Annotated in this window: 21 protein-coding genes; 3 read left to right on the top strand and 18 right to left on the bottom strand. The window is 67.2% G+C overall.

Going from position 1 to position 18666, the window contains the following annotated elements; all coding sequences use genetic code 11:
• Positions 1-84: 84 nt before the first annotated feature.
• Entirely contained in the window at positions 85-1158 is a 1074-nt protein-coding gene (locus G5C33_RS02310) for a CaiB/BaiF CoA transferase family protein (RefSeq protein ID WP_165325734.1), read from the top strand.
• A gap of 10 nt (positions 1159-1168) precedes the next feature.
• Here the strand turns inward: G5C33_RS02310 and G5C33_RS02305 are convergent, their stop codons facing one another.
• The 18 genes from G5C33_RS02305 to G5C33_RS02220 all read right to left on the bottom strand — a co-directional run bounded on the left by G5C33_RS02305 (position 1169) and on the right by G5C33_RS02220 (position 16722).
• Positions 1169-1570: a flagellar export chaperone FliS gene (locus tag G5C33_RS02305; RefSeq protein WP_165325733.1), complete on the bottom strand. Its 402-nt coding sequence runs from the start codon at positions 1568-1570 to the stop codon at positions 1169-1171.
• A 4-nt stretch (positions 1571-1574) separates the two neighbouring features.
• Positions 1575-2993: a flagellar filament capping protein FliD gene (fliD, locus tag G5C33_RS02300; RefSeq protein ID WP_165325732.1), complete on the bottom strand. Its 1419-nt coding sequence runs from the start codon at positions 2991-2993 to the stop codon at positions 1575-1577.
• A gap of 45 nt (positions 2994-3038) precedes the next feature.
• On the bottom strand, positions 3039-4175 hold the full coding sequence (locus G5C33_RS02295) for an EscU/YscU/HrcU family type III secretion system export apparatus switch protein (protein ID WP_165325731.1): 1137 nt from the start codon (positions 4173-4175) through the stop codon (positions 3039-3041).
• Positions 4175-4951, bottom strand: coding sequence for a flagellar biosynthetic protein FliR (fliR, locus tag G5C33_RS02290; protein ID WP_165325730.1), 777 nt, complete (start codon positions 4949-4951; stop codon positions 4175-4177). The genes G5C33_RS02295 and fliR overlap by 1 nt, the downstream gene beginning before the upstream one ends.
• Before the next feature lie 115 nt (positions 4952-5066).
• Positions 5067-5336, bottom strand: coding sequence for a flagellar biosynthesis protein FliQ (gene fliQ, locus G5C33_RS02285; RefSeq protein ID WP_165325729.1), 270 nt, complete (start codon positions 5334-5336; stop codon positions 5067-5069).
• A gap of 4 nt (positions 5337-5340) precedes the next feature.
• The gene (gene fliP / locus G5C33_RS02280; RefSeq protein WP_407698073.1) at positions 5341-6105 is read right to left on the bottom strand and encodes a flagellar type III secretion system pore protein FliP; all 765 of its coding nucleotides are present in this window, start codon (positions 6103-6105) and stop codon (positions 5341-5343) included.
• Positions 6106-6152: 47 nt separating this feature from the next.
• A complete protein-coding gene (locus tag G5C33_RS02275) occupies positions 6153-6407 on the bottom strand; it encodes a flagellar biosynthetic protein FliO (RefSeq protein ID WP_165325727.1) in 255 nt (84 codons plus the stop codon).
• On the bottom strand, positions 6404-6703 hold the full coding sequence (gene fliN, locus G5C33_RS02270) for a flagellar motor switch protein FliN (RefSeq protein WP_165325726.1): 300 nt from the start codon (positions 6701-6703) through the stop codon (positions 6404-6406). Before fliN ends, G5C33_RS02275 begins: the two co-directional genes overlap by 4 nt.
• Positions 6700-7644 carry a flagellar motor switch protein FliM gene (locus G5C33_RS02265; protein WP_165325725.1) on the bottom strand — a complete coding sequence of 315 codons (945 nt, stop codon included), beginning with the start codon at positions 7642-7644 and terminating at the stop codon, positions 6700-6702. Before G5C33_RS02265 ends, fliN begins: the two co-directional genes overlap by 4 nt.
• Before the next feature lie 6 nt (positions 7645-7650).
• On the bottom strand, positions 7651-8274 hold the full coding sequence (locus G5C33_RS02260; protein WP_165325724.1) for a flagellar basal body-associated FliL family protein: 624 nt from the start codon (positions 8272-8274) through the stop codon (positions 7651-7653).
• Between the two features lie 17 nt (positions 8275-8291).
• Positions 8292-9767 (bottom strand): flagellar hook-length control protein FliK, encoded by a 1476-nt coding sequence (locus G5C33_RS02255; RefSeq protein ID WP_165325723.1) that lies wholly within the window; start codon positions 9765-9767, stop codon positions 8292-8294.
• 32 nt (positions 9768-9799) lie between these two features.
• The gene (locus tag G5C33_RS02250; protein ID WP_165325722.1) at positions 9800-10231 is read right to left on the bottom strand and encodes a hypothetical protein; all 432 of its coding nucleotides are present in this window, start codon (positions 10229-10231) and stop codon (positions 9800-9802) included.
• Positions 10224-11555 (bottom strand): FliI/YscN family ATPase, encoded by a 1332-nt coding sequence (locus tag G5C33_RS02245; protein WP_165325721.1) that lies wholly within the window; start codon positions 11553-11555, stop codon positions 10224-10226. Before G5C33_RS02245 ends, G5C33_RS02250 begins: the two co-directional genes overlap by 8 nt.
• On the bottom strand, positions 11549-12331 hold the full coding sequence (locus tag G5C33_RS02240) for a FliH/SctL family protein (protein ID WP_165325720.1): 783 nt from the start codon (positions 12329-12331) through the stop codon (positions 11549-11551). The genes G5C33_RS02245 and G5C33_RS02240 overlap by 7 nt, the downstream gene beginning before the upstream one ends.
• Entirely contained in the window at positions 12324-13337 is a 1014-nt protein-coding gene (gene fliG, locus G5C33_RS02235) for a flagellar motor switch protein FliG (RefSeq protein ID WP_165325719.1), read from the bottom strand. Before fliG ends, G5C33_RS02240 begins: the two co-directional genes overlap by 8 nt.
• A complete protein-coding gene (fliF, locus tag G5C33_RS02230; RefSeq protein WP_165325718.1) occupies positions 13334-15067 on the bottom strand; it encodes a flagellar basal-body MS-ring/collar protein FliF in 1734 nt (577 codons plus the stop codon). The genes fliG and fliF overlap by 4 nt, the downstream gene beginning before the upstream one ends.
• Before the next feature lie 3 nt (positions 15068-15070).
• The gene (gene fliE / locus G5C33_RS02225) at positions 15071-15427 is read right to left on the bottom strand and encodes a flagellar hook-basal body complex protein FliE (protein WP_165325717.1); all 357 of its coding nucleotides are present in this window, start codon (positions 15425-15427) and stop codon (positions 15071-15073) included.
• Positions 15424-16722 (bottom strand): sigma-54 interaction domain-containing protein, encoded by a 1299-nt coding sequence (locus G5C33_RS02220; RefSeq protein WP_165325716.1) that lies wholly within the window; start codon positions 16720-16722, stop codon positions 15424-15426. Before G5C33_RS02220 ends, fliE begins: the two co-directional genes overlap by 4 nt.
• A 241-nt stretch (positions 16723-16963) precedes the next feature.
• On the opposite strand from G5C33_RS02220, the gene G5C33_RS02215 reads away from it, so the two are divergent.
• Both G5C33_RS02215 and G5C33_RS02210 read left to right on the top strand, forming a co-directional pair.
• Complete coding sequence (locus tag G5C33_RS02215) at positions 16964-18088, top strand: flagellin N-terminal helical domain-containing protein (protein WP_165325715.1); 1125 nt, start codon at positions 16964-16966, stop codon at positions 18086-18088.
• Positions 18089-18246: 158 nt separating this feature from the next.
• Positions 18247-18663: a DUF1810 domain-containing protein gene (locus G5C33_RS02210; protein ID WP_165325714.1), complete on the top strand. Its 417-nt coding sequence runs from the start codon at positions 18247-18249 to the stop codon at positions 18661-18663.
• The last annotated feature ends 3 nt before the right edge of the window (positions 18664-18666 follow it).

Below are 18666 nucleotides of genomic sequence, written 5' to 3'. Positions count from 1 at the left end.
GGACGATAACCACCGGCAAGGTGCTTTGTTTGCCGGGCGACCGGCGAGTATGACGATTCCCGCGCCGATTCGAAGGGAGTTACTGTGGAATTCACGCACGGACCGCTGGCGGGTGTACGGATTGTCGAGTTCGGATCGACCGGGCAGGTGCCCTTCGCCGCGATGCTGCTCGCCGATATGGGCTGCGACGTCGTGCGCATCCGTCGGCAGGCGCCCGACGGCAGTGTCGTCGCCCCGACGCTCTTTCGCGGCCGTTCGGAAATCTCGCTCGACCTTTCCGATCCCGCCGCGCGCGAACAGGCACTGGCGCTGATCTCGCTCGCCGACGGTGTCATGGAAGGCTTCCGGCCCGGCACGATGGAACAGCTCGAGCTCGATCCGGCGCGCTGCCTCAACGCCAATCCGCGGCTGGTCTATGGCCGTGCCGGCGGCTGGGGGTTCGACGGCCCGCTTTCGCAGCGCGCCGGAAACGACATCAATCATCTCGCGCTCACCGGCGCGCTCCATGCGCTGGGCAGCGAATCGACTCCGATGCCGCCGCTCAATCTGGTCGGAGAGTGCGGCGGCGCGCTGTATCTTGCGCTCGGCATGGTGGCCGGGATCCTGTCGTCGCAGGCGACCGGCCGCGGACAGGTCGTCGATGCTGCGCAGATCGACGGCACGGCGTCGATGATGACACTCTATTACGCGCTGCATTCCGGCGGACGCTGGTTCGACAAGCGCGCGGCCAATCTGGTCGACGGCGGCGCGCCCTTCTATCGCTGCTATGGCTGCGCCGACGGGCGCCATGTCGCGGTCGGCGCGCTCGAGCCCGCTTATTTCCGTGCGCTGTGCGAGGGTCTCGAAATAGATCCGGCGCGGTTCAAGCAATTCGATCGTGCCGTATGGCCGGAGATGGAAACCACCTTCGCGGAGGCTTTTTCGCGCCGGACGCGCGACGAATGGGCGGAGACATTCGCCGAAGTCGATGCGTGCGTGACTCCGGTACTGTCGCTCGCCGAGGCGCCCGAGCATCCGCATAATCGCGCGCGCGATCTGTTCGGATCCCCGCTCGGCATGACTCAGCCGATGCCCGCGCCGCGCTTTTCGGCTTCGCCTTCGCAAGCCACCGCGCAAGGCGCCGAGGATCTGGAAACGGTACTGTCGCGCTGGGAATAGGCGCGTCGCCTCAACCGGCGCGAACGCTGCCCCAGGCCCCGGCGATTTCCGCCAGGCTTTCAGCGGCATCACGCAACGGCGCGGGATCGTTGCCTGTCGAGGCGGCCAGCACCTGCTGGCGGACCCCGTGATAGAAAGTCGCGAGCGTGCGCGAGATGTCGCCGCCCTGTTCGAAATCCAGCCCCGCCTCCAGCGCGAACAGGATCGCCGTCGCGCGGGAAATGCGATCGTTGCGGATTCCCGGCTGGCGCTGCTCCATCGCATGGGCGGCGGCCCGCAGCGCTGCAATCCCCTCTTCGTAAAGCAGTTCGACCAGACGATGCGGATCGGCTTCGCCGGTACGGCCGGCGATGTCGATGCGGCGATAGGTTTCCGCCGGGCTCGCGGCCAAAGGGGATGCGTAGCGGACCATCGGATCAATCGTTCGCGCCGTTCCAGGCGTCGACCTGCTGCTTCAGGAAGTCCTGGGTCGAGCGATAGGACGCAACGCGCGCTTCCATCGCCGCATATTGCTGAGTCAGCCGGGTACGCATCGTTTCAGCGTCGGCGAGCGCCTTTTCCCGACTTTCGTCGAGTTCTTCCTGGCGATCGTTGAAGCGCGTCTCGCTCGCCGCCAGCCCGGTTTTGGCATTCGCCGCTGCATCGGCGATTTCAGCAAGCTTCTTCGGCAGCCCGGCCGAGGCGGAGAACATCTTCTCCACTGCCTGCGGATTGCTTGCCAGCACCGCCGCGAGCCGCTCGGCATCGATCGAGAGCGTTCCGTCCCGATTGGTCGCCACGCCGATTTCGGCGAGCGTCGAGGGAACGCCCGGCGCGGCGTCCGGCACCAGTTTCTGGAGCGTCATGCCGCCGAGCGAGCGCGAAAGCGTGCGCACCGCCGAATCGCTGGCCAGCGTGCCGCTCGACGGATCGGTCGCTTCGCGGACCATGCCGAGATATTCGTTGAAGGTATCGACGAAATCGCTGACGATCCCGCTCAGCGCCGCGGTCGGCTGGCGCACGCCCAGCTTGACCAGCGTTCCGGGCGAGGCGCGGGCCAGATCGATATCGACGCCGGGGATGAGGTCGCCCATGCTATTGGTCGACCGGCGTACCGCGACGCCGTCCACCGCGACGATCGCGTCGGCGGCGGCCGTGCCGATCGACGTGCCGGTGGCGCCGACGCCGACATTGAGCGCGGCGAGCCCCTCGTCGCCTTCGGTCTCGGTCGCGGTCAGCGTGAAAGCCTGCGCCGCCCCGGTTGCGCTCTTGAGCACGAGCCGCGCGCCGTCGGCATCGGTAAGAATGGAGGCCGTGACGCCCGCATCGGCGGCGTTGATCGCATCGGCAATGCCCTGAAGCGAGCCGTCTTCCTCTCCGATAGCGATATCGACGCTGGTCGCGCCGGGCGTGAAGCCGGTCATTTCGCCATCGGCGACTTCGGCGGTGCCAAAGGCGAGCGTCAGCGTGCCGGTGCCGATATGCGCCTGCGGATCGGCAATCACTTCGCTGCTGCTCACTTGCGCCGAGGCGAGCTGGCGCACTTCGATCTGCGTATCGAGGCCCTTGAGCGCCGCTCCCGACTGGGCGGAGACCGAAAGGATGCTGCTGTCCGAAACCGTCGGCTGCGTCGTAAGGCTGCCATCGCTGGCGCGCGACTTGAGCGCGTTGGAAAAGCCGGTAATCCCCGACAGCAGCTCGCCGACCGACGAAATCTGCGCTTCGAGCTTCTCGCTGTTGGTTTCGTATTTGGCGGTCTGCGCGGCATATTGCGCGTCGACCAGATCGCTGACGAGCTGCTTGGTATCGATGCCCGAACCGGCGCCCAGCGTGGATATGATCGAAGCGGTCGGCATGCAGTGTCTCCCCTTTCCCCTAGGACGGCTGCGCGGCGGCGGAATTTAGCGTTGTCCGCCCGGCTGAAGGCCGTTTTCGTCGAACAGCGCGGTTTCGGGCAGGTCGATCGACGGCGGCAAGCCGCCGGCGCTGCGATTGAGGCCGAAGACGAAGGCGAGCACCGTCGCGACGGCGAGATAGAGGTCGTCGCGGATTTCCTGGCCTTCGCGGCTGGTATAGTAGCAGGCGCGCGCGAGCGCGGGATATTCGAGCAGCGGCACGGCGAATTCGGCGGCCAGCTCGCGGATCGCCAGCGCGGTCTGGCCGCGCCCCTTGGCGACCACCACCGGAACCTGGTCCGCCCCCTGATCATAGCGCAGCGCGACCGAGAAATGCGTCGGGTTGGTGATCACGACATGCGCGGTCTGCACGCTGCCGCGCAGCCCGCCCTTGACGATTTCGCGCTGGCGCTGGCGCTGCGCCGACTTGTTTTCGGGCGAGCCTTCGGCTTCCTTGTGCTCGTCCTTCACTTCCTGCTTGGTCATCTTCAGCTTGTGCAGGTGGCGGACGATCTGCACCGGCAGGTCGATGCCGGCGATGATCGCCAGCCCGCCCGCCATCGCGAAGACGAGCGCGACGAACTGGCCGCCGAGCGAGCCGATGGCACTGTCGATATCCGAGCGGACGAGGCCGAGCATCGATCCCGATGCGCTTTGCAGCATCCACCAGCCGATCGCGACGAGCAGGCACACCTTGAGCAGCGACTTGCCCAACTCGATCCAGCCGTTCGGACCGAAGATGCGCTTCAGCCCCGAGGCAGGATTGATCCGGGACGCCTTGGGCGCGATCAGCTTGCCGTTCCAGGTGAGCGCGCCGATCCCCGCCTGGCTGGCGATCGCGGCGACCAGCACCAGTACCAGCAGGCTGCCGAGCGACGGCGCGAGCTTCCACCCGGCTTCCGCAAGCGCGCGCCAGGGTTCGAAATGTTCGACATCGGCGCGGCCGAAAGTGAAGCTGGCGCGCATCACTTCGCGGCAGGCCGAAAGCATCGCCGGCCCCATCGCCGCCATCCATCCGCATCCGGCAAGCACGACCAGCGCGGCGGCAAAATCGCGCGACTTTAGGACATTGCCGTCCTCGCGCGCCTTTTGCTTGCGCTTGGGAGTTGGTGCCTCGGTCTTTTCGCCGAACGATTCCGCCATCAGCCGAGCACCAGCAATTGCGAGGCTTCGAGCGCCTCGTGGATGATGACGAGCAGATAGTCACCCATTGCGGGCAGCGCGATCAGGATTGCGATCACGCCCATTGCAAGGCTGGCGGGCAGCCCGACTGCGAACAGGTTGAGCGCCGGTGCCGAGCGCGAGAGCATGCCCACGATCACATTGACGCAGAGCAGCAGGAACCCGACCGGCAGCGCGAGCAGCAGCCCGGCGAGAAAGGCATAGCCGCCGAACAGCGCGATATTGAGCAATCGCTGCGGCGCCAGCCACGCCTCGCCCGGCGGCATCAGCGCATAGCTGCGCACGACCAGGTCGACGAGGACGAGGTGTCCGTCGACCGAGAGGAAGAGCAGCGTCAGCAGCACCGAAAGGAACTGGCCGAGCGCGGGGGTCGACGTATTGCTCTGCGGATCGACCGCCTGGGCGAAACCGAGCCCCATCGAAACGCCCATCACTTCGCTGGCCACGAGCGGCGCGGCAAATGCGATCTGCAGCACGAAGCCGAGCGCGAGCCCGACCATCGCTTCGGCGGCGACCATCAGCATCGTCGTGATCGAGAATATCTCGTCCGGGGCCACCACCGGCGCGGCGTGCATCGTAAGCACCCCGATCGCTCCGGTCAGCGCGATCCGCGCGGGCAGCGGAATCGATACGGCGCTGAACACCGGCGCGGCAAGAAACGCGGCGCCGACGCGCACCATGACGAACAGCAGCGCCCAGAGCTGCGGCTCGACGGAAAGGCCGAAGCCCATGTTCATGCGCGAACCGCCCCTAGCCCCGTTCGGTCCGGGCGCACTCGCGGGACATGCCGCCGGCGTTGCGCCAGCGTGTGTCGACTGCGCTCGCAACGAACGGATCGGTTTCAGGCATCGGCTAGTGCACCAGCTCGGGAATGCGCGCGAAGATATCGAGCGTGAAATCGGCGAGCAGCCCCAGGATCATCCCGCCGAAAATGACGAGACTGAACCCGACGATCGCCAGCTTTGGCACGAAGGACAGCGTCTGTTCGTTGATCGACGTCGCCGCCTGCACCATGCCGAGGACCAGGCCCGACAGCAGCGCCGGGATCAGGATCGGCGCCGATGCCAGCGCGAGCACCCAGACGGCCTGCCGCGCGACGGTAAGGAAATAATCTGCGTCCATTGGCCTAGGTCACAAAGCTTGAGGCAAGAGAGCCCATCGTCAGCGCCCATCCGTCAACCAGGACGAAGAGCAGCAGCTTGAAGGGCAGCGATATGATCGTCGGCGACATCATCATCATGCCGAGACTCATCAGCACCGTCGCGACGACGAGGTCGATGACGATGAAGGGCAGGAAGATGAGAAAGCCGATCTGGAAGGCGGTCTTGAGTTCGCTGGTCAGGAACGCCGGCAGCAGCACCGAAAAGGGTACGTCCTCGGGCTCCGCATAGGGGCCGCTATCGGCCATGTCGGCGAACATGGTGACGTCCTTGACCCGCGTCTGCTTGAGCATGAAGCCGTGCAGCGCATCGCCGACGCCCGAAATCATTTCGGTCGAGCTGATCCGGCCTTCGGCATAGGGCTGGATCGCGCTGGTATTGGCCTGATTGACCACCGGCGCCATCACGAAAAAGCTGAGGAACAGCGACAGGCCGATCAGCACCTGGTTGGGCGGCGTCTGCTGCAGCCCCAGCGCCTGACGCAGGATGGCGAGCACGATCACGATCCGCGTAAAGCTGGTCATCATCAGGATGATGCCCGGCAGGATCGTGAGCAGGCCCATGATGATGAGGACCTGAAGCGACAGGCTGAGCGGCGCATCGCCGCCGCCAAGGTCGCCCAGCGCGCGATCGAGTGCATCGCCCACCCCCGGCGTCGGCGCGGGCATCGGTGCCGGCGCGGCCTGCGCGAAAGCAGGCGCGGCGAACAGCATCAGCCCCACCAGCGCCATCAGCGCGAAACGCAGCAACGCACCGCGATTGAGAGCCGGTGTCAGAGTCATCCGTCCACCCGGTCGACCAGCGTAACCCCGGTACGCGCGACCGAAACGAGCAGCCGGCGTCCTTCGAAATCGACCACGGCGAGCCGGACGCCCGGCGAGACCATCATCGTTTCCTTCACCTGAACCATCCGCTCGCCCTGCGCGCGCGGCAGCCGCCCCTCCAGCTTGCGCCAGAGATAGAGGCAGCCGATCAGCAGGCCGCAGACCAGCGGCAGCAGAATGACCAGCTTCAGGATGTACGACCACATCATGCGGTGGCGACTCGCTTTTCCGGGTTGACCAGCTCGGTCATGCGCACGCCGAACTTGTCGCCGACGGTGACGACTTCGCCGCGGCCGATCAGCGTGCCGTTGACGAAGACGTCGAGCAGTTCGTTGGCTTCGCGATCGAGTTCGATCACGCTGTCCTCGCCGAGCGCGAGCAACTCACGCAGCGACAGCTGCGTCGAACCGATCTCGACGGTCAACTTGACGCCGACGTCCTGGAGCAGCCGCAAATTGGCCGCCAGCGCCGCGTCGACCGGAAATCCGCCGGTCATGTCGTTCATTGGAAATCCCCCTCTTGGATGTCTTCAAGCGATGTCAGCCGCACGGCAGCATGGCCGCCCGAGGTGCCGACCTGCCCCGTGCCGAGACGGCGGTCGCCCACCATCACCGGCGCTTCGGGGCCGAATTCGATCGGGATGATGTCGCCGGTCTTGAGCTCCATCAGCCTGCCCAGCGTGATCATCGGTTCCGCCAGCACGGAGCGCACCGGCAGCTTCACGGACATCACCGCGCGCGTCAGCTCGGTCCGCCATTGCGGCGCGACATCGGCCTGCGCCGACTGGACCTTGGCGGTCAGTTTCGATCCGTGCGGCTTGAGGCCGGCCATTGGATAGATCAGGTCGAAATGCACCGGCGCGGCTTCGCCGACGGCAAAGCCGAAGCGAGTCACCACGACCGCCGCTTCGCCCAGATCGGGGGCGGAGGCGCAATTGGCGTCGGCGACTTCGGCGAAGCTGATCCTGCTGACCGGCTCCCACGCGGTGCCCAGCGGCGCGATCATGCCGCGCGCAATCCGTGCCACCATCGTTTCGGCCGATGTCGTGAATTCCTCGGGCATCGGGCTGGGCGCTTCGCCTTCGCCGCCGAAAAAGGCGTCGAGCATTTCGAGCACCAGCTTGCCGTCGATGACGATCAGCGCGCGCGCACGCCCCGGCTCCATCGCCAGCGGCTGCCACGCCGTCAGCCCCTCGCCGCGCGATGCGCGATAGTCAGAGAAGCGCGCCACTTCGAGTGGCTCGGCCCAGCAGCGCAGCTCGCGCCGCATCAGACCCTCGAGCATCGGCTTCAGCCCCTTGGCGAGCCGCGCCGAAAGATGCTGCAGCGCGACCAGGTCGCCGAACGGGTTGAGATTCGAAGCGCCCAGCGCCGGCGCGTGATCGGCGCCGGTCCGGGGGCGTTCGCGCCGTTCGGGCGCCGCTGTTTGTGAAGGGCTGTTAACCATGCCCGTTCACTGAACAATGAAATTGGTAAAGTAGACGTTACCAATGCCGCCAAATCCTTCCTTTTGTTTAAGGACGGCGTTGATCGCATCGACCAGGCGCTTCTGCAGCTGGCGCTTGCCCTGCGAGGTAAATACCTGATCTTCGGTGGTTTCGCTGAGCGCCATCAGCACCGCGGAGCGCACCGCGATTTCATGCGTGCGCAGATTCTCGATCACGCGATCGTCATAGTGCGTCGCGACGGCGATCCCGACCTGAATGAAATGCACGCTGTTCTGGAGGTTCGAAGTGAACTCCTTTTCGAGCGTGTAATAGTTGGAGGCATGCTCCTCGCCGCCCTCACCTTCGGGCGTCGGAGTGCGATCGTGATCGCTCCCGCCTTCGCCGCCGCCATGATCGCCGCCGGCTTCAGCGGCGCGCTTCTGCTCGGATTTGGGAACGAGGTGCGGCTCGTCGGGATTGCCGGCACCCCCGCCGCCCGATCCGCCCAGCCAGCCGGCCTGCGCCGCATAGAGCCCGCCGCCGACACCGCCGCCGATCAGCACGGTCAGCCCGATCACCAGCAGTATCAGTTTCAGGAATCCGCCCTTTTTCTTCTTGGGCTTGGTGTCTTCGGTCGCGTCTTCGGCCATGTTCGGTTCCCTTTGGTTCAGGCAATGCGGTCAGCGGTTTCGGAATCGGTCGCGGCGGCGGCACCGCGCGCCGAAGCCGGTGCATCGGGCCGGCGCGGCGCGTTCTGCGGAGCGGAGCCGTGCCCGCCCCCCATATTCGTGCCGGACTGGCCGGCGGCGGCGTCGGAAAAGCCGTGCGACAGGCGCATGCCGCGCGCCTCGGCCAGTTCGGCGAGGCGCGGCGCGGCGTCGGCGATCATGGTACGCGCGGCATGTTCGTGCGCGTCGATCCGCACATGCAGCGAATCGCCCTGGCGCTGCACCGAGATGTCGAGCCGCCCGAGCGCGTCGGGCGTCAGCCGCAGCCGCGCGGTGCGCGTGCCGTTCGCGTCACGCAGCACGTCGATATGATCGATCATGTCCTCGATCCACTGGTCGCGGCGCGTATCGAGCTGCATTGCTCCGGCATCGGCGGCGGCGGCGACGCTGCGCGTGTCGATCACGGTGGGACGCCCGGCGATCAGCGTTTCGATGCCCGCCGCGCCGCCCGAGCGGCTTGCCGGATTGCGTGCGTCCTCGCGCGACCAATCGCCCGCCAGTGCGCGCGGCATGATGTCGCGGACCAGCGGGTTGGCGGGCACGGACGCCGTAGCGGCAAGCTGGATCTGCGGGGCGTCGCCCGTTCGGATCGCGGGCGGCGGCAGAGTCTCGATCGACGCGTCCACTGTCCGCGCGGGCGCCGCATCGACAACCGGTCGGACGGCGGCTTTGCCGTCTCCACCCTGCTTCCGCACGCCATCCGCGCCGTTCGAGGCAGCGACCGGAGCGCCACCCGGCGGCGACGATGTGGCGGCTGCCACGATATTTCCCTGCGGGCCGCTTCCGGCCGTCCCCCCGAACGGCGGAAGCGGCGCCGCAGCAGTGCGCGCGGCACTGTCCGAAACCGGTGCGCCCTCGGCCGAAACGGCCGCGGGCAATTGCGATGCCGGGAGCGCGGTGCCCCGGGCATCGGCGGTGGCGACGCGCAGCGCGGGCGCAATGTCCTGTGCCGCCGTGCCGCCGGTGTTCGCGGGATCGGCACCCCCCGATGCCGATCCCGCGAATGGCGCGGCCTGGCTCTCGGCCAGCGCCTTGTTCGTGTCTTCGCGCGCCGGGGCAGCGCCGGCCGGCGGTGCCTGAGCAGGCTTTGCGGCCCCGGCAGCAGCCTCTGTCACCGGTACGGTTTCGACCGCGAGCGCCGGAGCGATCCAGCCGAAGGGCACCGTCGCGGCGTCGGCCTCACCGGTGTCGCCGCTCTCATCTCCGGCCTCCTTTGCCGCCTCCGGCAAGATCTTGCCGCCCCCGGCAATCGCCAGCCGCTCGCTTGCCGCCAGCTTGCCGCCCGGCATCGGCGCGGCGAGCTTGCCCGCCGAAGCGAATGCCAGCGCGAATTCGCTCGAACCGGCGGAAAGCGGTGCTTCTCCCGGCTGGAACATCGCCGGACCGGCAACCGAATTCGCGGCAATCTGAATCATGAAACCCCCGGTAACGCTGCGTCACCGGATACTCAGCAAGGACCGTGCCGTTTTTTCCGCATCGGCGGCAGCGCCTCCAGCTCGCGCAATGCGCGCAGCGCCGCGTCGGCTTCCTCGCGGGAAATCAGCTTCTCGACCGCGGTCTGGTCGCGCTTCGCCTCGCGCGTGGCGCTGCGCGCGGCGTCGAGCCCCTGCTCGGCCTGCGCGAGCCGCTTGTCGGCCGCCTCGGCGGTGCGATGGAGCCGCTCGCGAAAATGCGCGGCGGCGGCGAGGCTGGTCGCGGCGACGGGCAGCGGCGCGGGTGTCGGCGCGACATTGCCGGAGAGCATGCTGATCCGCTCGCGCATCGCGGCTTCCTGAGCGAGCCGGGCATGCGCATCGGCCTCTTCGGCCTGAACCTGACGCAGTTGCAGCGTGCGAACGCGGTGGATCCGCTCCAGCCGCCTGGCCTTTGCCTCAGCCATCGCCGAACACGCCGGTCAGCTCTGCCACCGAATCGGCGAGCGAGACGCTCTGGTCGGCGTCCTGGCGGATATATTCCATGATCGCGGGATGACAGGCGATGGCGTTGTCGATCGCTGCATCCGCGCCGGCGCGATAGGCGCCCATCAGCACCAGATCGCGATTTTCCTCATAGGTAGCCAGATGCCGCCGCAGCACGCGGGCGGCATGGACATGCGCCTTGCCGACGATATCGGTCATCACCCGGCTGACCGACGGACCGAGATCGATCGCCGGATAGACGCCGCGTTCGGCGAGCTGGCGACTGAGCACGATATGCCCGTCGAGGATGGAGCGCGCGCTGTCGACGACCGGATCGTTGCCGTCGTCGCCGTCGGCGAGCACGGTGTAGATCGCCGTGATCGACCCGCCCGAGGATACGCAGGTCCCTGCACGCTCGATCAGGCTGGGCAGCATCGCGATCGCGCTGGGCGGATAGCCGCGCGCCGATGCCGGTTCGCCGAGCGCCAGCCCGATTTCGCGCCCGGCATGCGCGACGCGGGTCAGGCTGTCCATGATCAGCAGCACCTTCTTGCCCTCGGCGCGGAAGCTCTCGGCAATGGCAGTGGCGCGCAGCGCGCCGCGAATGCGCAGCACCGGCGAATGATTGGCGGGGACGGCAACAACGACCGAGCGCTTGCGCGCCTCGCCCGCCACCTTGGTCTCGAGGAAGTCGGCGACTTCGCGCGAGCGTTCGCCGATCAGGCCGATCACGACCACATCCGCTTCCGCCGCGCGCACCATCATGCCTAGCAGCACCGATTTGCCGACACCCGATCCGGCCATGATGCCGAGCCGTTGGCCCTGGCCGACCGTCAGCAGCCCGTTGATCGCGCGCACACCGACATCCATCGGTTCGAGCACGCGGCCGCGATCGAGCGGCGATTGCAGTTTGCCGGCAAGCGGCCAGCGCCCCGCACCGCGGATCGCGCCAAGCCCGTCGATCGGTTTGCCCGCGCCATCGACCACCCGGCCGAGCAGCGCGGCACCGACTTCGGCTTCGCCCGGCGGGCCGATCGGTCGCACCGGCGCGTTGGGAAGCAGCGCGGCGGGACCGCCGAGATTCATCAGCAGCGTGCGCCCCGCGCGAAAGCCGATGATCTCCGCCTCCACCTGGTCACCGCCCGCCGCGCCCACCGAGCAGACGGTGCCGACCGGTAGCTGCAGCCCGACCGCCTCCATCAACAGCCCGTCATAGGAAGCGAGCCGCCCGGAAACCTTCGGCCGCGGCCGGAAATCGGCGACATTCAGCCCTTCGAGATACTGGTGCGAGAAATCGGTCAGCATGTCGGCGGAATCGGAACGCGATCGATCGCTTCGGCAAGCTGCTCGATCCAGAGATCGGGGCCGTCCTCGACGATCGTCGAGGCGCTTTCGATCACGAAGCTGCCGCGCGTGAGATTGGGGTCGCCGACGGGAAAGACGTTTGCGGGCAGCCGGTCGGTCAGCAATTCGACATCGTCGGGATGGACGCGCAACAGCGCCGATTCGGCACTGTCGGCAAGCATCTCCACCGCCGCCTCGATCCGCCCGGCGAGCAGCTCGGGCGAGATCCCCAGTTCGCCCACCATCCGCGTCACGAGATGGATCACCGTCTGGCGGATCTGCGCGGCAAGCCGGTCGCGATCGAAATGCGTCCCCGCCGACAGCGACTGCGACACCTGTTCGAGCAGCGCGAGTTCCTGGCCGCGCGCCGCGGCGGCCTCGGCCTGGGCGGCGGCGCGCCCTTCGGCAAAGCCCTTTTCGCGCGCGGCGGCGATCGGATCGGAAAAGCCCGTCGGCTCGGGCGCCGGCGGCGTCACCTCGCCGGCGAAGGGATCCCATCCCTCGGTCGGATTGGTGCCGGGATTGGCGGGGCTGAAATGGCGCGGCTGCACCGGCGCTTCGGCATCGGCAGCAGCTTGGGCATCGGGTTCGGCCTGCACCGGCTCGGGCCGTCCGACGACTCGCATCGCCTCTCCGGGCGAAAAGTCGTGCGACCCGCCCGTGTCGCCGAACGCGCGTTCGAGTGCATCCTCCGCCGCGACCTGGCGGCTGGCGAAACCGGGAACGAAATCAGACATAGTCGTCGTCCTCGCTGCCGGGCATCTGGATCGTACCGTCCTTCACCAGCGCACGGGCAATCGCGATCATTTCCTTCTGCGCCTCGAGCACCTCGACCATCTTCATCGGGCCGCGCGCTTCCATTTCGTCGCGAATGCTGTCGGCGGCGCGGCTCGACATGCAGCCGAGGAAGCGATTGCGATCCTCTTCCTCGACGCCCTTGAGCGCGCGGGTGAGGATGTCGCCATCGATGCTGCGGATCAGCGTCGAGAGATTCTTGTCGTCCAGCTCGAGCAGATTGTCGAAGACGAACATGGCCTCTTCGATTTCCTTGGCGAGCTTCTTGTCGAGCTTGGAGAGCTTCGGCATCACTTTCGCCTCGGTCGCCTTGCGGGCGCCCGAAAGGATCTTGGCCGCTTCACGCGTGCCGCCCAGCTGCAGTCCCGTCGTCGGCTTCTTGCGTGCCGCGGCGCGGGTCTGAAGCATCGTCTTCAGTTCCTCGATCGCGTCGGGCGGCACCGGGCCGAGCCGCGCCACGCGGCGCAATATCTGCGGCTGCACCGTTTCGGGCAGCGCCTCGAACACCTTGGCGGCAATATCGGGATCGAGATTGGCGAGCAGCACGGCGGCGATCTGCGGATGCTCGGTCTCGATCATCGAGGCGATTTCCTCGGGCTCGAACCATTCGAGCAGCTCGATACCCGATTGCTGCTGTGCGGGCATGATCCGCGCCAGCACGCTTTCGGCGCGCTCGGGGCCGAGCGCTCGCGTCATCATTCCCTGGATGCGCGGGCCGGGATCGAAGCGTACGCCGGTCCGCTCGCGCGCCTTGTAGACGAAATCGTCGAGCACGGTCTCGACTTCCATCTCGCTGACATCGGCGACGGCGAACATCGCCTTGCCGAGGGAGCGGACTTCCTCGGGATCGAGCTTCTGCAGGATCGCCGCGGCCTCTTCCTCGCCGACGAGCATCATCAGCACCGCGGCGCGTTCGACGCCGGTGAAATGGCGCATCGGCGCGTTCACTGGCCGTCCGCCCGGATCATGTCGCGCACCGCAAGCGCCGCACGCGCCGGATTGTCGCGGGTGAAGCCGCGCACCGCGCCGACCCGCTCGTCATAGCTCGCGCCGCGTTCGAGCGCCTCGATGCTCACCGGAGGCGCGCCTTGCCCCTGCGGCGGCGCTTCGCCGCCCTCGGCCGCCTGGGCGAAAGGATCGAAATGGCCGCCGATCGGCAACGAAGGATGCTGGCCGGCCGGCACGGGCGTGCTTTCGTCGCGCTTCTTGAGCAGCGCCTTGGCCATCGGGCGCACGCCGAGCAGCAGCACCAGCAGCGCAATCACCAGCGCAGTGGCGTGGCGGGCGACCATCGGCACCCAGCCGGCTTCGTACCAGGCCGCGCCGCTTTCCATTTCGGGCAGCTCGCTGAATTTGCGGCTGATCACCGTCACGCGGTCGCCTCGCGACTGGTCATAGCCGACCGCGGCGCGCACCAGCTCGGTGATCTGGTTCATTTCGGCTTCGCTGCGCGGTTGGCCGTCGGGTTCGCGCAATAGCACCGCGACCGAGAGGCGCTGGATGGCGCCCGGCACCTGACGCGTCACCGAGATTTCCTTGCCGAGATCATAGGTGCGCGCGAAGCTGTCGGTCTGGCGCACGACCTTGTCGGCATCGTCGCCGGGGGCCGCGCCAGTGTCAGCCCCGGCCTCTCCCTCGCCGCCCTGCGGCGCCGAAATCGTCGCGTCGGTCGGCGGAGTGTTCGAAAGCGCTCCGGGAATGCCGCCCGGTGCCTGACCGTTGCGGCCGGGAACGCCGGTCCAGTTGCCCTGCTCGGCGCGCAATGCGCCTTCGGGTTCATAGCTTTCGCGCGTCGCCTGGCTTTCGTCGAGATCGACATCCGCCTGAACCTCGGCAGTGAAATTGCCCGCGCCGAGCATCGGCGTCAGCAGCTGCACCAGCTTCTCGCGATAGTCGCCTTCGACACGGCGTTCGAAATCGATCCGCTCATTGCCCGCGCTGCCGCCGTTTTCGGAGTCAGTGCCGTGGCTGAGCAGCGCGCCCTGCTGATCGACGATGGTCACGGCGTCGGGATTCATGCCCGGCACCGAAGACGCGACCAGATTGACGATCGAGCGGACCTGCGCATCGCCGAGCGAGCGGCCCGGCTGCAACTTGATGATGACCGAGGCCGAGGGTTCGGAACGATCGCGCACGAACACCGATGCTTCGGGCATGGCGAGATGAACGCGCGCCTCGGCGACCGAATCGAGTTCCGCGATGGTGCGCGCCATTTCGGTCTCGCGCGCCTGGCGGAGGCGTTCACCTTCCACCGCGCGGCTTGCGCCGAGCGGGAGCTGGTCGAGGATCGCATAGCCGCCCGGCGCGGCATGCGGCAGATCCTGGCTGGCGAGCAGCATCCGCGCCTTGTGATAATCGCCTTCGGCGACCGTGATCGAACCCGCTCCGTCAAATCCGTTGTCGATGCCCGCGGAATCGAGCGCCTGCACCACCGCGGCCTGATCGGCATCGGCCAGATTGGTGAACAGCGCGCGCTGCGGCGGCTTGGAAACCATCGCCCAGGCCAGCGCGCCGGCAATGACCAGGCCGACGAGGAAAATGAGCGGCAGGCTGCGCTTGATCAGCGAGGGGCTGACGAGCCCGCTCATCTGATGCAGCGGATTGGCCATTCCCGCGAAGGGATTGGCCTGGGTGGCGGGTGCGGCGGGCTGCTGCGGCTGAGTGGCTGGCGTGCTCATAGGTTAGACCGGCATGCTCATGATGTCCTTGTACGCGGACAGGAGTTTGTTGCGGACCTGCATCGTCGCTTCGAAGCCTACCGAGGCTTCCTGACGGGCAAGCATGACCTGGGCGATGTCGACGGTCTCGCCGCGCTCATAGGCTGCGGAAAGTTCGCCGGCCTTCGCCTGGGCTTCGTTGACGTTCTTCACTGCGCCTTCGAAGACATCGGTGAAGCTGGTCGCACCTTCCGCCTGCGTCGCGGGAGCGGCGCCATTGGCCTGTTGCGCGCGCGCAAGCGCCTGGTTGCGCTCGACGATCTGCGCGCGCAGCGCCATCACGCGATCGACGCCCATCGCTCCGGTGACGCCGCCGCTCATGCCGACACCCGGTGCGGCATGGCGTCGATATCCTCGCCGCGCTCACGCGCCTTGGCGAGGCGATAGCGCAGCGTGCGTTCGGAAATGCCGAGCCGCCGCGCGGTTTCGATCCGGCTGCCGTTACAGGCCGCCAGCGTTTCACGGATCGCCTGAAATTCGGACATCTGGACGATGTTCGACAGCTTGTCGTCGCCGGCGGCGCACGACACTGCGGGTTGGGCAGCAGGCTGCGCGACGGACGGGGCGGCCGGTTCGGCGCGGCGATCGAACAGGATGTGCTCGGCGCGGATTTCGTCGTCCATCGTCAGCAGCATCGCGCGCTGGATGACGTTTTCCAGCTCGCGGACATTGCCCGGCCAGTCATGGCCGAGAAGTGCCTCGATCGCATCGCGGCCCAGCCAGGGAAGCCGCGCGCGGCCGGTGGCGTGGCGCAGCACCATCGCCGCGGCGAGCGCGACGATGTCGCCCGGCCGCTCGGCGAGCGACTTGGTGGCGAGCGGAAAGACCGAGAGGCGGTAATAGAGGTCGGCGCGAAACCGGCCGGCCTCGACTTCGTCCTGCAGGTCGCGGTTGGCACAGGCGATCACCCGCACATCGACCTTTTCGGGAAGCGTTCCGCCGATCGGCACGACTTCGCGTTCCTGCAGCGCGCGGAGCAGCTTGGCCTGGAGCTGGAGCGGCATTTCGGCGATTTCGTCGAGCAGCAGCGTGCCGCCCTCGGCCGCGCGGAAAAAGCCCTGCCCGGCCGCCGAGGCGCCGGTGAAGGCGCCCTTGTGATGGCCGAACAGCATCGCTTCGAGCATGGTTTCAGGAAGCGCGGCGCAATTGACGGCGACGAAAGGCCCGTCGCGGCGCGGCGAGGCCTGATGGATCGCCTTGGCCATCACTTCCTTGCCGGTGCCGGTGGGCCCGTTGACGAGAACGGTGACGTCGGACCCGGCGACGCGCTCGGCCAGCGCGAGCAGCGCGAGGCTTTCGGGGTCGGAAGCGACCGGCGCATTGGCGCCGCGCAGCAGCGCTCCGGCGAAGCCGATGCCGACGGCGTGATTATCGGCGGTCCAGCTTACCCGGGCGGGGTCGCCGTCGTGGAAAGGGATGGCTTCGTCGCGTTCGGATCCCACGATCAGCGTGCGCGACGCGATCGGCGGCGTCTCCCCCTCGGCGACGAGAAAGAGATCCCCCGCGCCCGGCTTGTCGGCCTCGAACGACTTGATCGTGAAGCCCTGGGCGCGAAGCGCGGATACCAGCGCATATTTCTGCCGCAGCACCGCCGCGGACGGAAAGATAGATCCCATTGGTCCCCCCTGTTCGGACCTGCTTTCTGGGGGAGAAATGGTAAACGCCACGTAAACCTTACTGTATTTTCCCGTATTTTTTCACCCTGACTGTCCGGGCGCGTCTACGCGCACGCGCGCGAAGCCGAGCGGTTTTTTTGCTTAATCCCCCTCTCACCCTGCCGTTCCCCGGACTGTGGCGGCTCAAGCTCCCGTGTTCGGGGGGTGCTGAAGGGGGCGCCAGCTTTGAGGAGTATTGGACATGACAGTTATCGGAACCAATATTGCCAGCATCCGGGCAGCCAACGCATCCAGCGGTGCGAATGCCACGATGCAGACGGCCATGGAGCGGCTGTCGACCGGCAAGCGCATCAACAGCTCCAAGGACGACGCCGCCGGCATGGCCATCGTTTCATCGATGACCTCGTCGATCCGCGGCATGAGCCAGGCAGTCCGCAACGCCAATGACGGCATCTCGCTGGCACAGACGGCGGAAGGCACGCTCGGCGAAGTCAGCAACATGCTGCAGCGTATCCGCGAACTGGCGGTGCAGTCGGCCTCGGGTACCTATTCGAGCGGCGACCGTACCAACCTGCAGGCGGAAGTCACGCAGCTCACCGCGCAGATCAAGCAGTCGCTGGGCGATGCCGAATTCAACGGCGTCAGCCTGTTCGACACGGCAGCGGGCGGCTCGGGCATCAGCCTGTCGATCCAGGTCGGTTCGAAGGCTTCGCAAACGGTAACGATGTCGATCGGCAATCTCGACACTTCGTCGTTCGACGCGGTCGATGCCGTCGATGCCGTCGATGCCGTCGACGCGGTGGACGCAGTTCCCGAGGAAGCGATGGACGGCGACGGCCTCTACACGGTGAAGGAAGGCGACGATTATATCGGCACCGACTATACCGCGACGGCGGCCGACGAAGCCAATGGCGGCGAAGACGGCGGCGCGGGCGTGACCGAAGGTGACGAATTCACGCTCGAAGCCGGCGACAAGATCTACCTCACCGACGGTACGGTCACCACGACCGGCGTCGATGCGGTGGAAGCTGTCGATGCCGTCGAAGCCGTCGAAGCCTCGGCCGGTCTCGACGTTACCTCGGCGGACAACGCCACCGCGGCGCTCGGCATCGTCGACACCTTCCTCACCAATCTCAACACGGTCCGCGCCGGCATCGGTGCCGCGCAGAGCCGCCTGAGCTCGGTGGTTACCAACCTGACCAACAACGTCACCAGCCTGACCGATGCGCGCAGCCGCATCGAGGACGCGGACTTCTCGACCGAAACCGCCGCCCTCGCCAAGGCGCAGATCCTGTCGCAGGCATCGACCGCGATGCTGGCGCAGGCCAACCAGAGCAAGCAGTCGGTTCTTCAGCTGCTGCAGTAAGCGTGTGCCGGTCGGGGGTGTCACCCCCCTGACAGGCACCACCGGCCGGTCAACTCCCGCGTATCCGGGAGGCGCAAGGGCCCCGGCGATCGAACGGTCGCCGGGGCTTGAGTGCATCGGGCGTTGCAGTATGTCGTCGGGCCACCAACATGAAGCCGATGGCCGGCCGCGACCTTTCCCGCTTCGTCGATGCCCAGCGCGGCATCTATTCCCAGGCGCTCGCCGAATTGCGCGACGGCGCCAAGCGCAGCCACTGGATGTGGTTCGTCTTTCCGCAGATCGCCGGGCTGGGGCAGAGCCCGACCGCGCGGCACTATGCCATCGCCGATCTCGCCGAAGCGGGCGCGTATCTCGCACACGAACTTCTCGGGCCGCGACTGCTGGAGTGCACGCAGGCGATGCTGACATGGTCGGGGAAGCGCTCGGCCGAAGCGATACTCGGCGGAATCGACGCCGTGAAGCTGCGATCGTCGATGACCCTGTTCGAGGCGGCGGGGGGTGATGGCGCGTTCAGCGAATGTCTCGACGCATTTTACGGCGGCGAACGCGACGCGGCGACGCTGGACCGGCTCTAGCCG

It is taken from the genome of Sphingosinithalassobacter tenebrarum (assembly GCF_011057975.1).
Classification (GTDB): Bacteria; Pseudomonadota; Alphaproteobacteria; order Sphingomonadales; family Sphingomonadaceae; genus Sphingomonas; species Sphingomonas tenebrarum.
Note: the sequence above shows the minus strand (reverse complement) of the source record. Positions and strands in the feature narration are given on the sequence as shown.

Bases quoted from the DNA above. Each gene is read 5' to 3' on its own strand.
- G5C33_RS02305 (WP_165325733.1), bottom strand. From the start codon at position 1,570: ATGGTCCGCTACGCATCCCCTTTGGCCGCGAGCCCGGCGGAAACCTAT.
- fliD (WP_165325732.1), bottom strand. From the start codon at position 2,993: ATGCCGACCGCTTCGATCATATCCACGCTGGGCGCCGGTTCGGGCATC.
- G5C33_RS02295 (WP_165325731.1), bottom strand. From the start codon at position 4,175: ATGGCGGAATCGTTCGGCGAAAAGACCGAGGCACCAACTCCCAAGCGC.
- fliR (WP_165325730.1), bottom strand. From the start codon at position 4,951: ATGAACATGGGCTTCGGCCTTTCCGTCGAGCCGCAGCTCTGGGCGCTG.
- fliQ (WP_165325729.1), bottom strand. From the start codon at position 5,336: ATGGACGCAGATTATTTCCTTACCGTCGCGCGGCAGGCCGTCTGGGTG.
- fliP (WP_407698073.1), bottom strand. From the start codon at position 6,105: ATGGCGCTGGTGGGGCTGATGCTGTTCGCCGCGCCTGCTTTCGCGCAG.
- G5C33_RS02275 (WP_165325727.1), bottom strand. From the start codon at position 6,407: ATGATGTGGTCGTACATCCTGAAGCTGGTCATTCTGCTGCCGCTGGTC.
- fliN (WP_165325726.1), bottom strand. From the start codon at position 6,703: ATGAACGACATGACCGGCGGATTTCCGGTCGACGCGGCGCTGGCGGCC.
- G5C33_RS02265 (WP_165325725.1), bottom strand. From the start codon at position 7,644: ATGGTTAACAGCCCTTCACAAACAGCGGCGCCCGAACGGCGCGAACGC.
- G5C33_RS02260 (WP_165325724.1), bottom strand. From the start codon at position 8,274: ATGGCCGAAGACGCGACCGAAGACACCAAGCCCAAGAAGAAAAAGGGC.
- G5C33_RS02255 (WP_165325723.1), bottom strand. From the start codon at position 9,767: ATGATTCAGATTGCCGCGAATTCGGTTGCCGGTCCGGCGATGTTCCAG.
- G5C33_RS02250 (WP_165325722.1), bottom strand. From the start codon at position 10,231: ATGGCTGAGGCAAAGGCCAGGCGGCTGGAGCGGATCCACCGCGTTCGC.
- G5C33_RS02245 (WP_165325721.1), bottom strand. From the start codon at position 11,555: ATGCTGACCGATTTCTCGCACCAGTATCTCGAAGGGCTGAATGTCGCC.
- G5C33_RS02240 (WP_165325720.1), bottom strand. From the start codon at position 12,331: ATGTCTGATTTCGTTCCCGGTTTCGCCAGCCGCCAGGTCGCGGCGGAG.
- fliF (WP_165325718.1), bottom strand. From the start codon at position 15,067: ATGAGCACGCCAGCCACTCAGCCGCAGCAGCCCGCCGCACCCGCCACC.
- fliE (WP_165325717.1), bottom strand. From the start codon at position 15,427: ATGAGCGGCGGCGTCACCGGAGCGATGGGCGTCGATCGCGTGATGGCG.
- G5C33_RS02220 (WP_165325716.1), bottom strand. From the start codon at position 16,722: ATGGGATCTATCTTTCCGTCCGCGGCGGTGCTGCGGCAGAAATATGCG.
- G5C33_RS02215 (WP_165325715.1), top strand. From the start codon at position 16,964: ATGACAGTTATCGGAACCAATATTGCCAGCATCCGGGCAGCCAACGCA.
- G5C33_RS02210 (WP_165325714.1), top strand. From the start codon at position 18,247: ATGGCCGGCCGCGACCTTTCCCGCTTCGTCGATGCCCAGCGCGGCATC.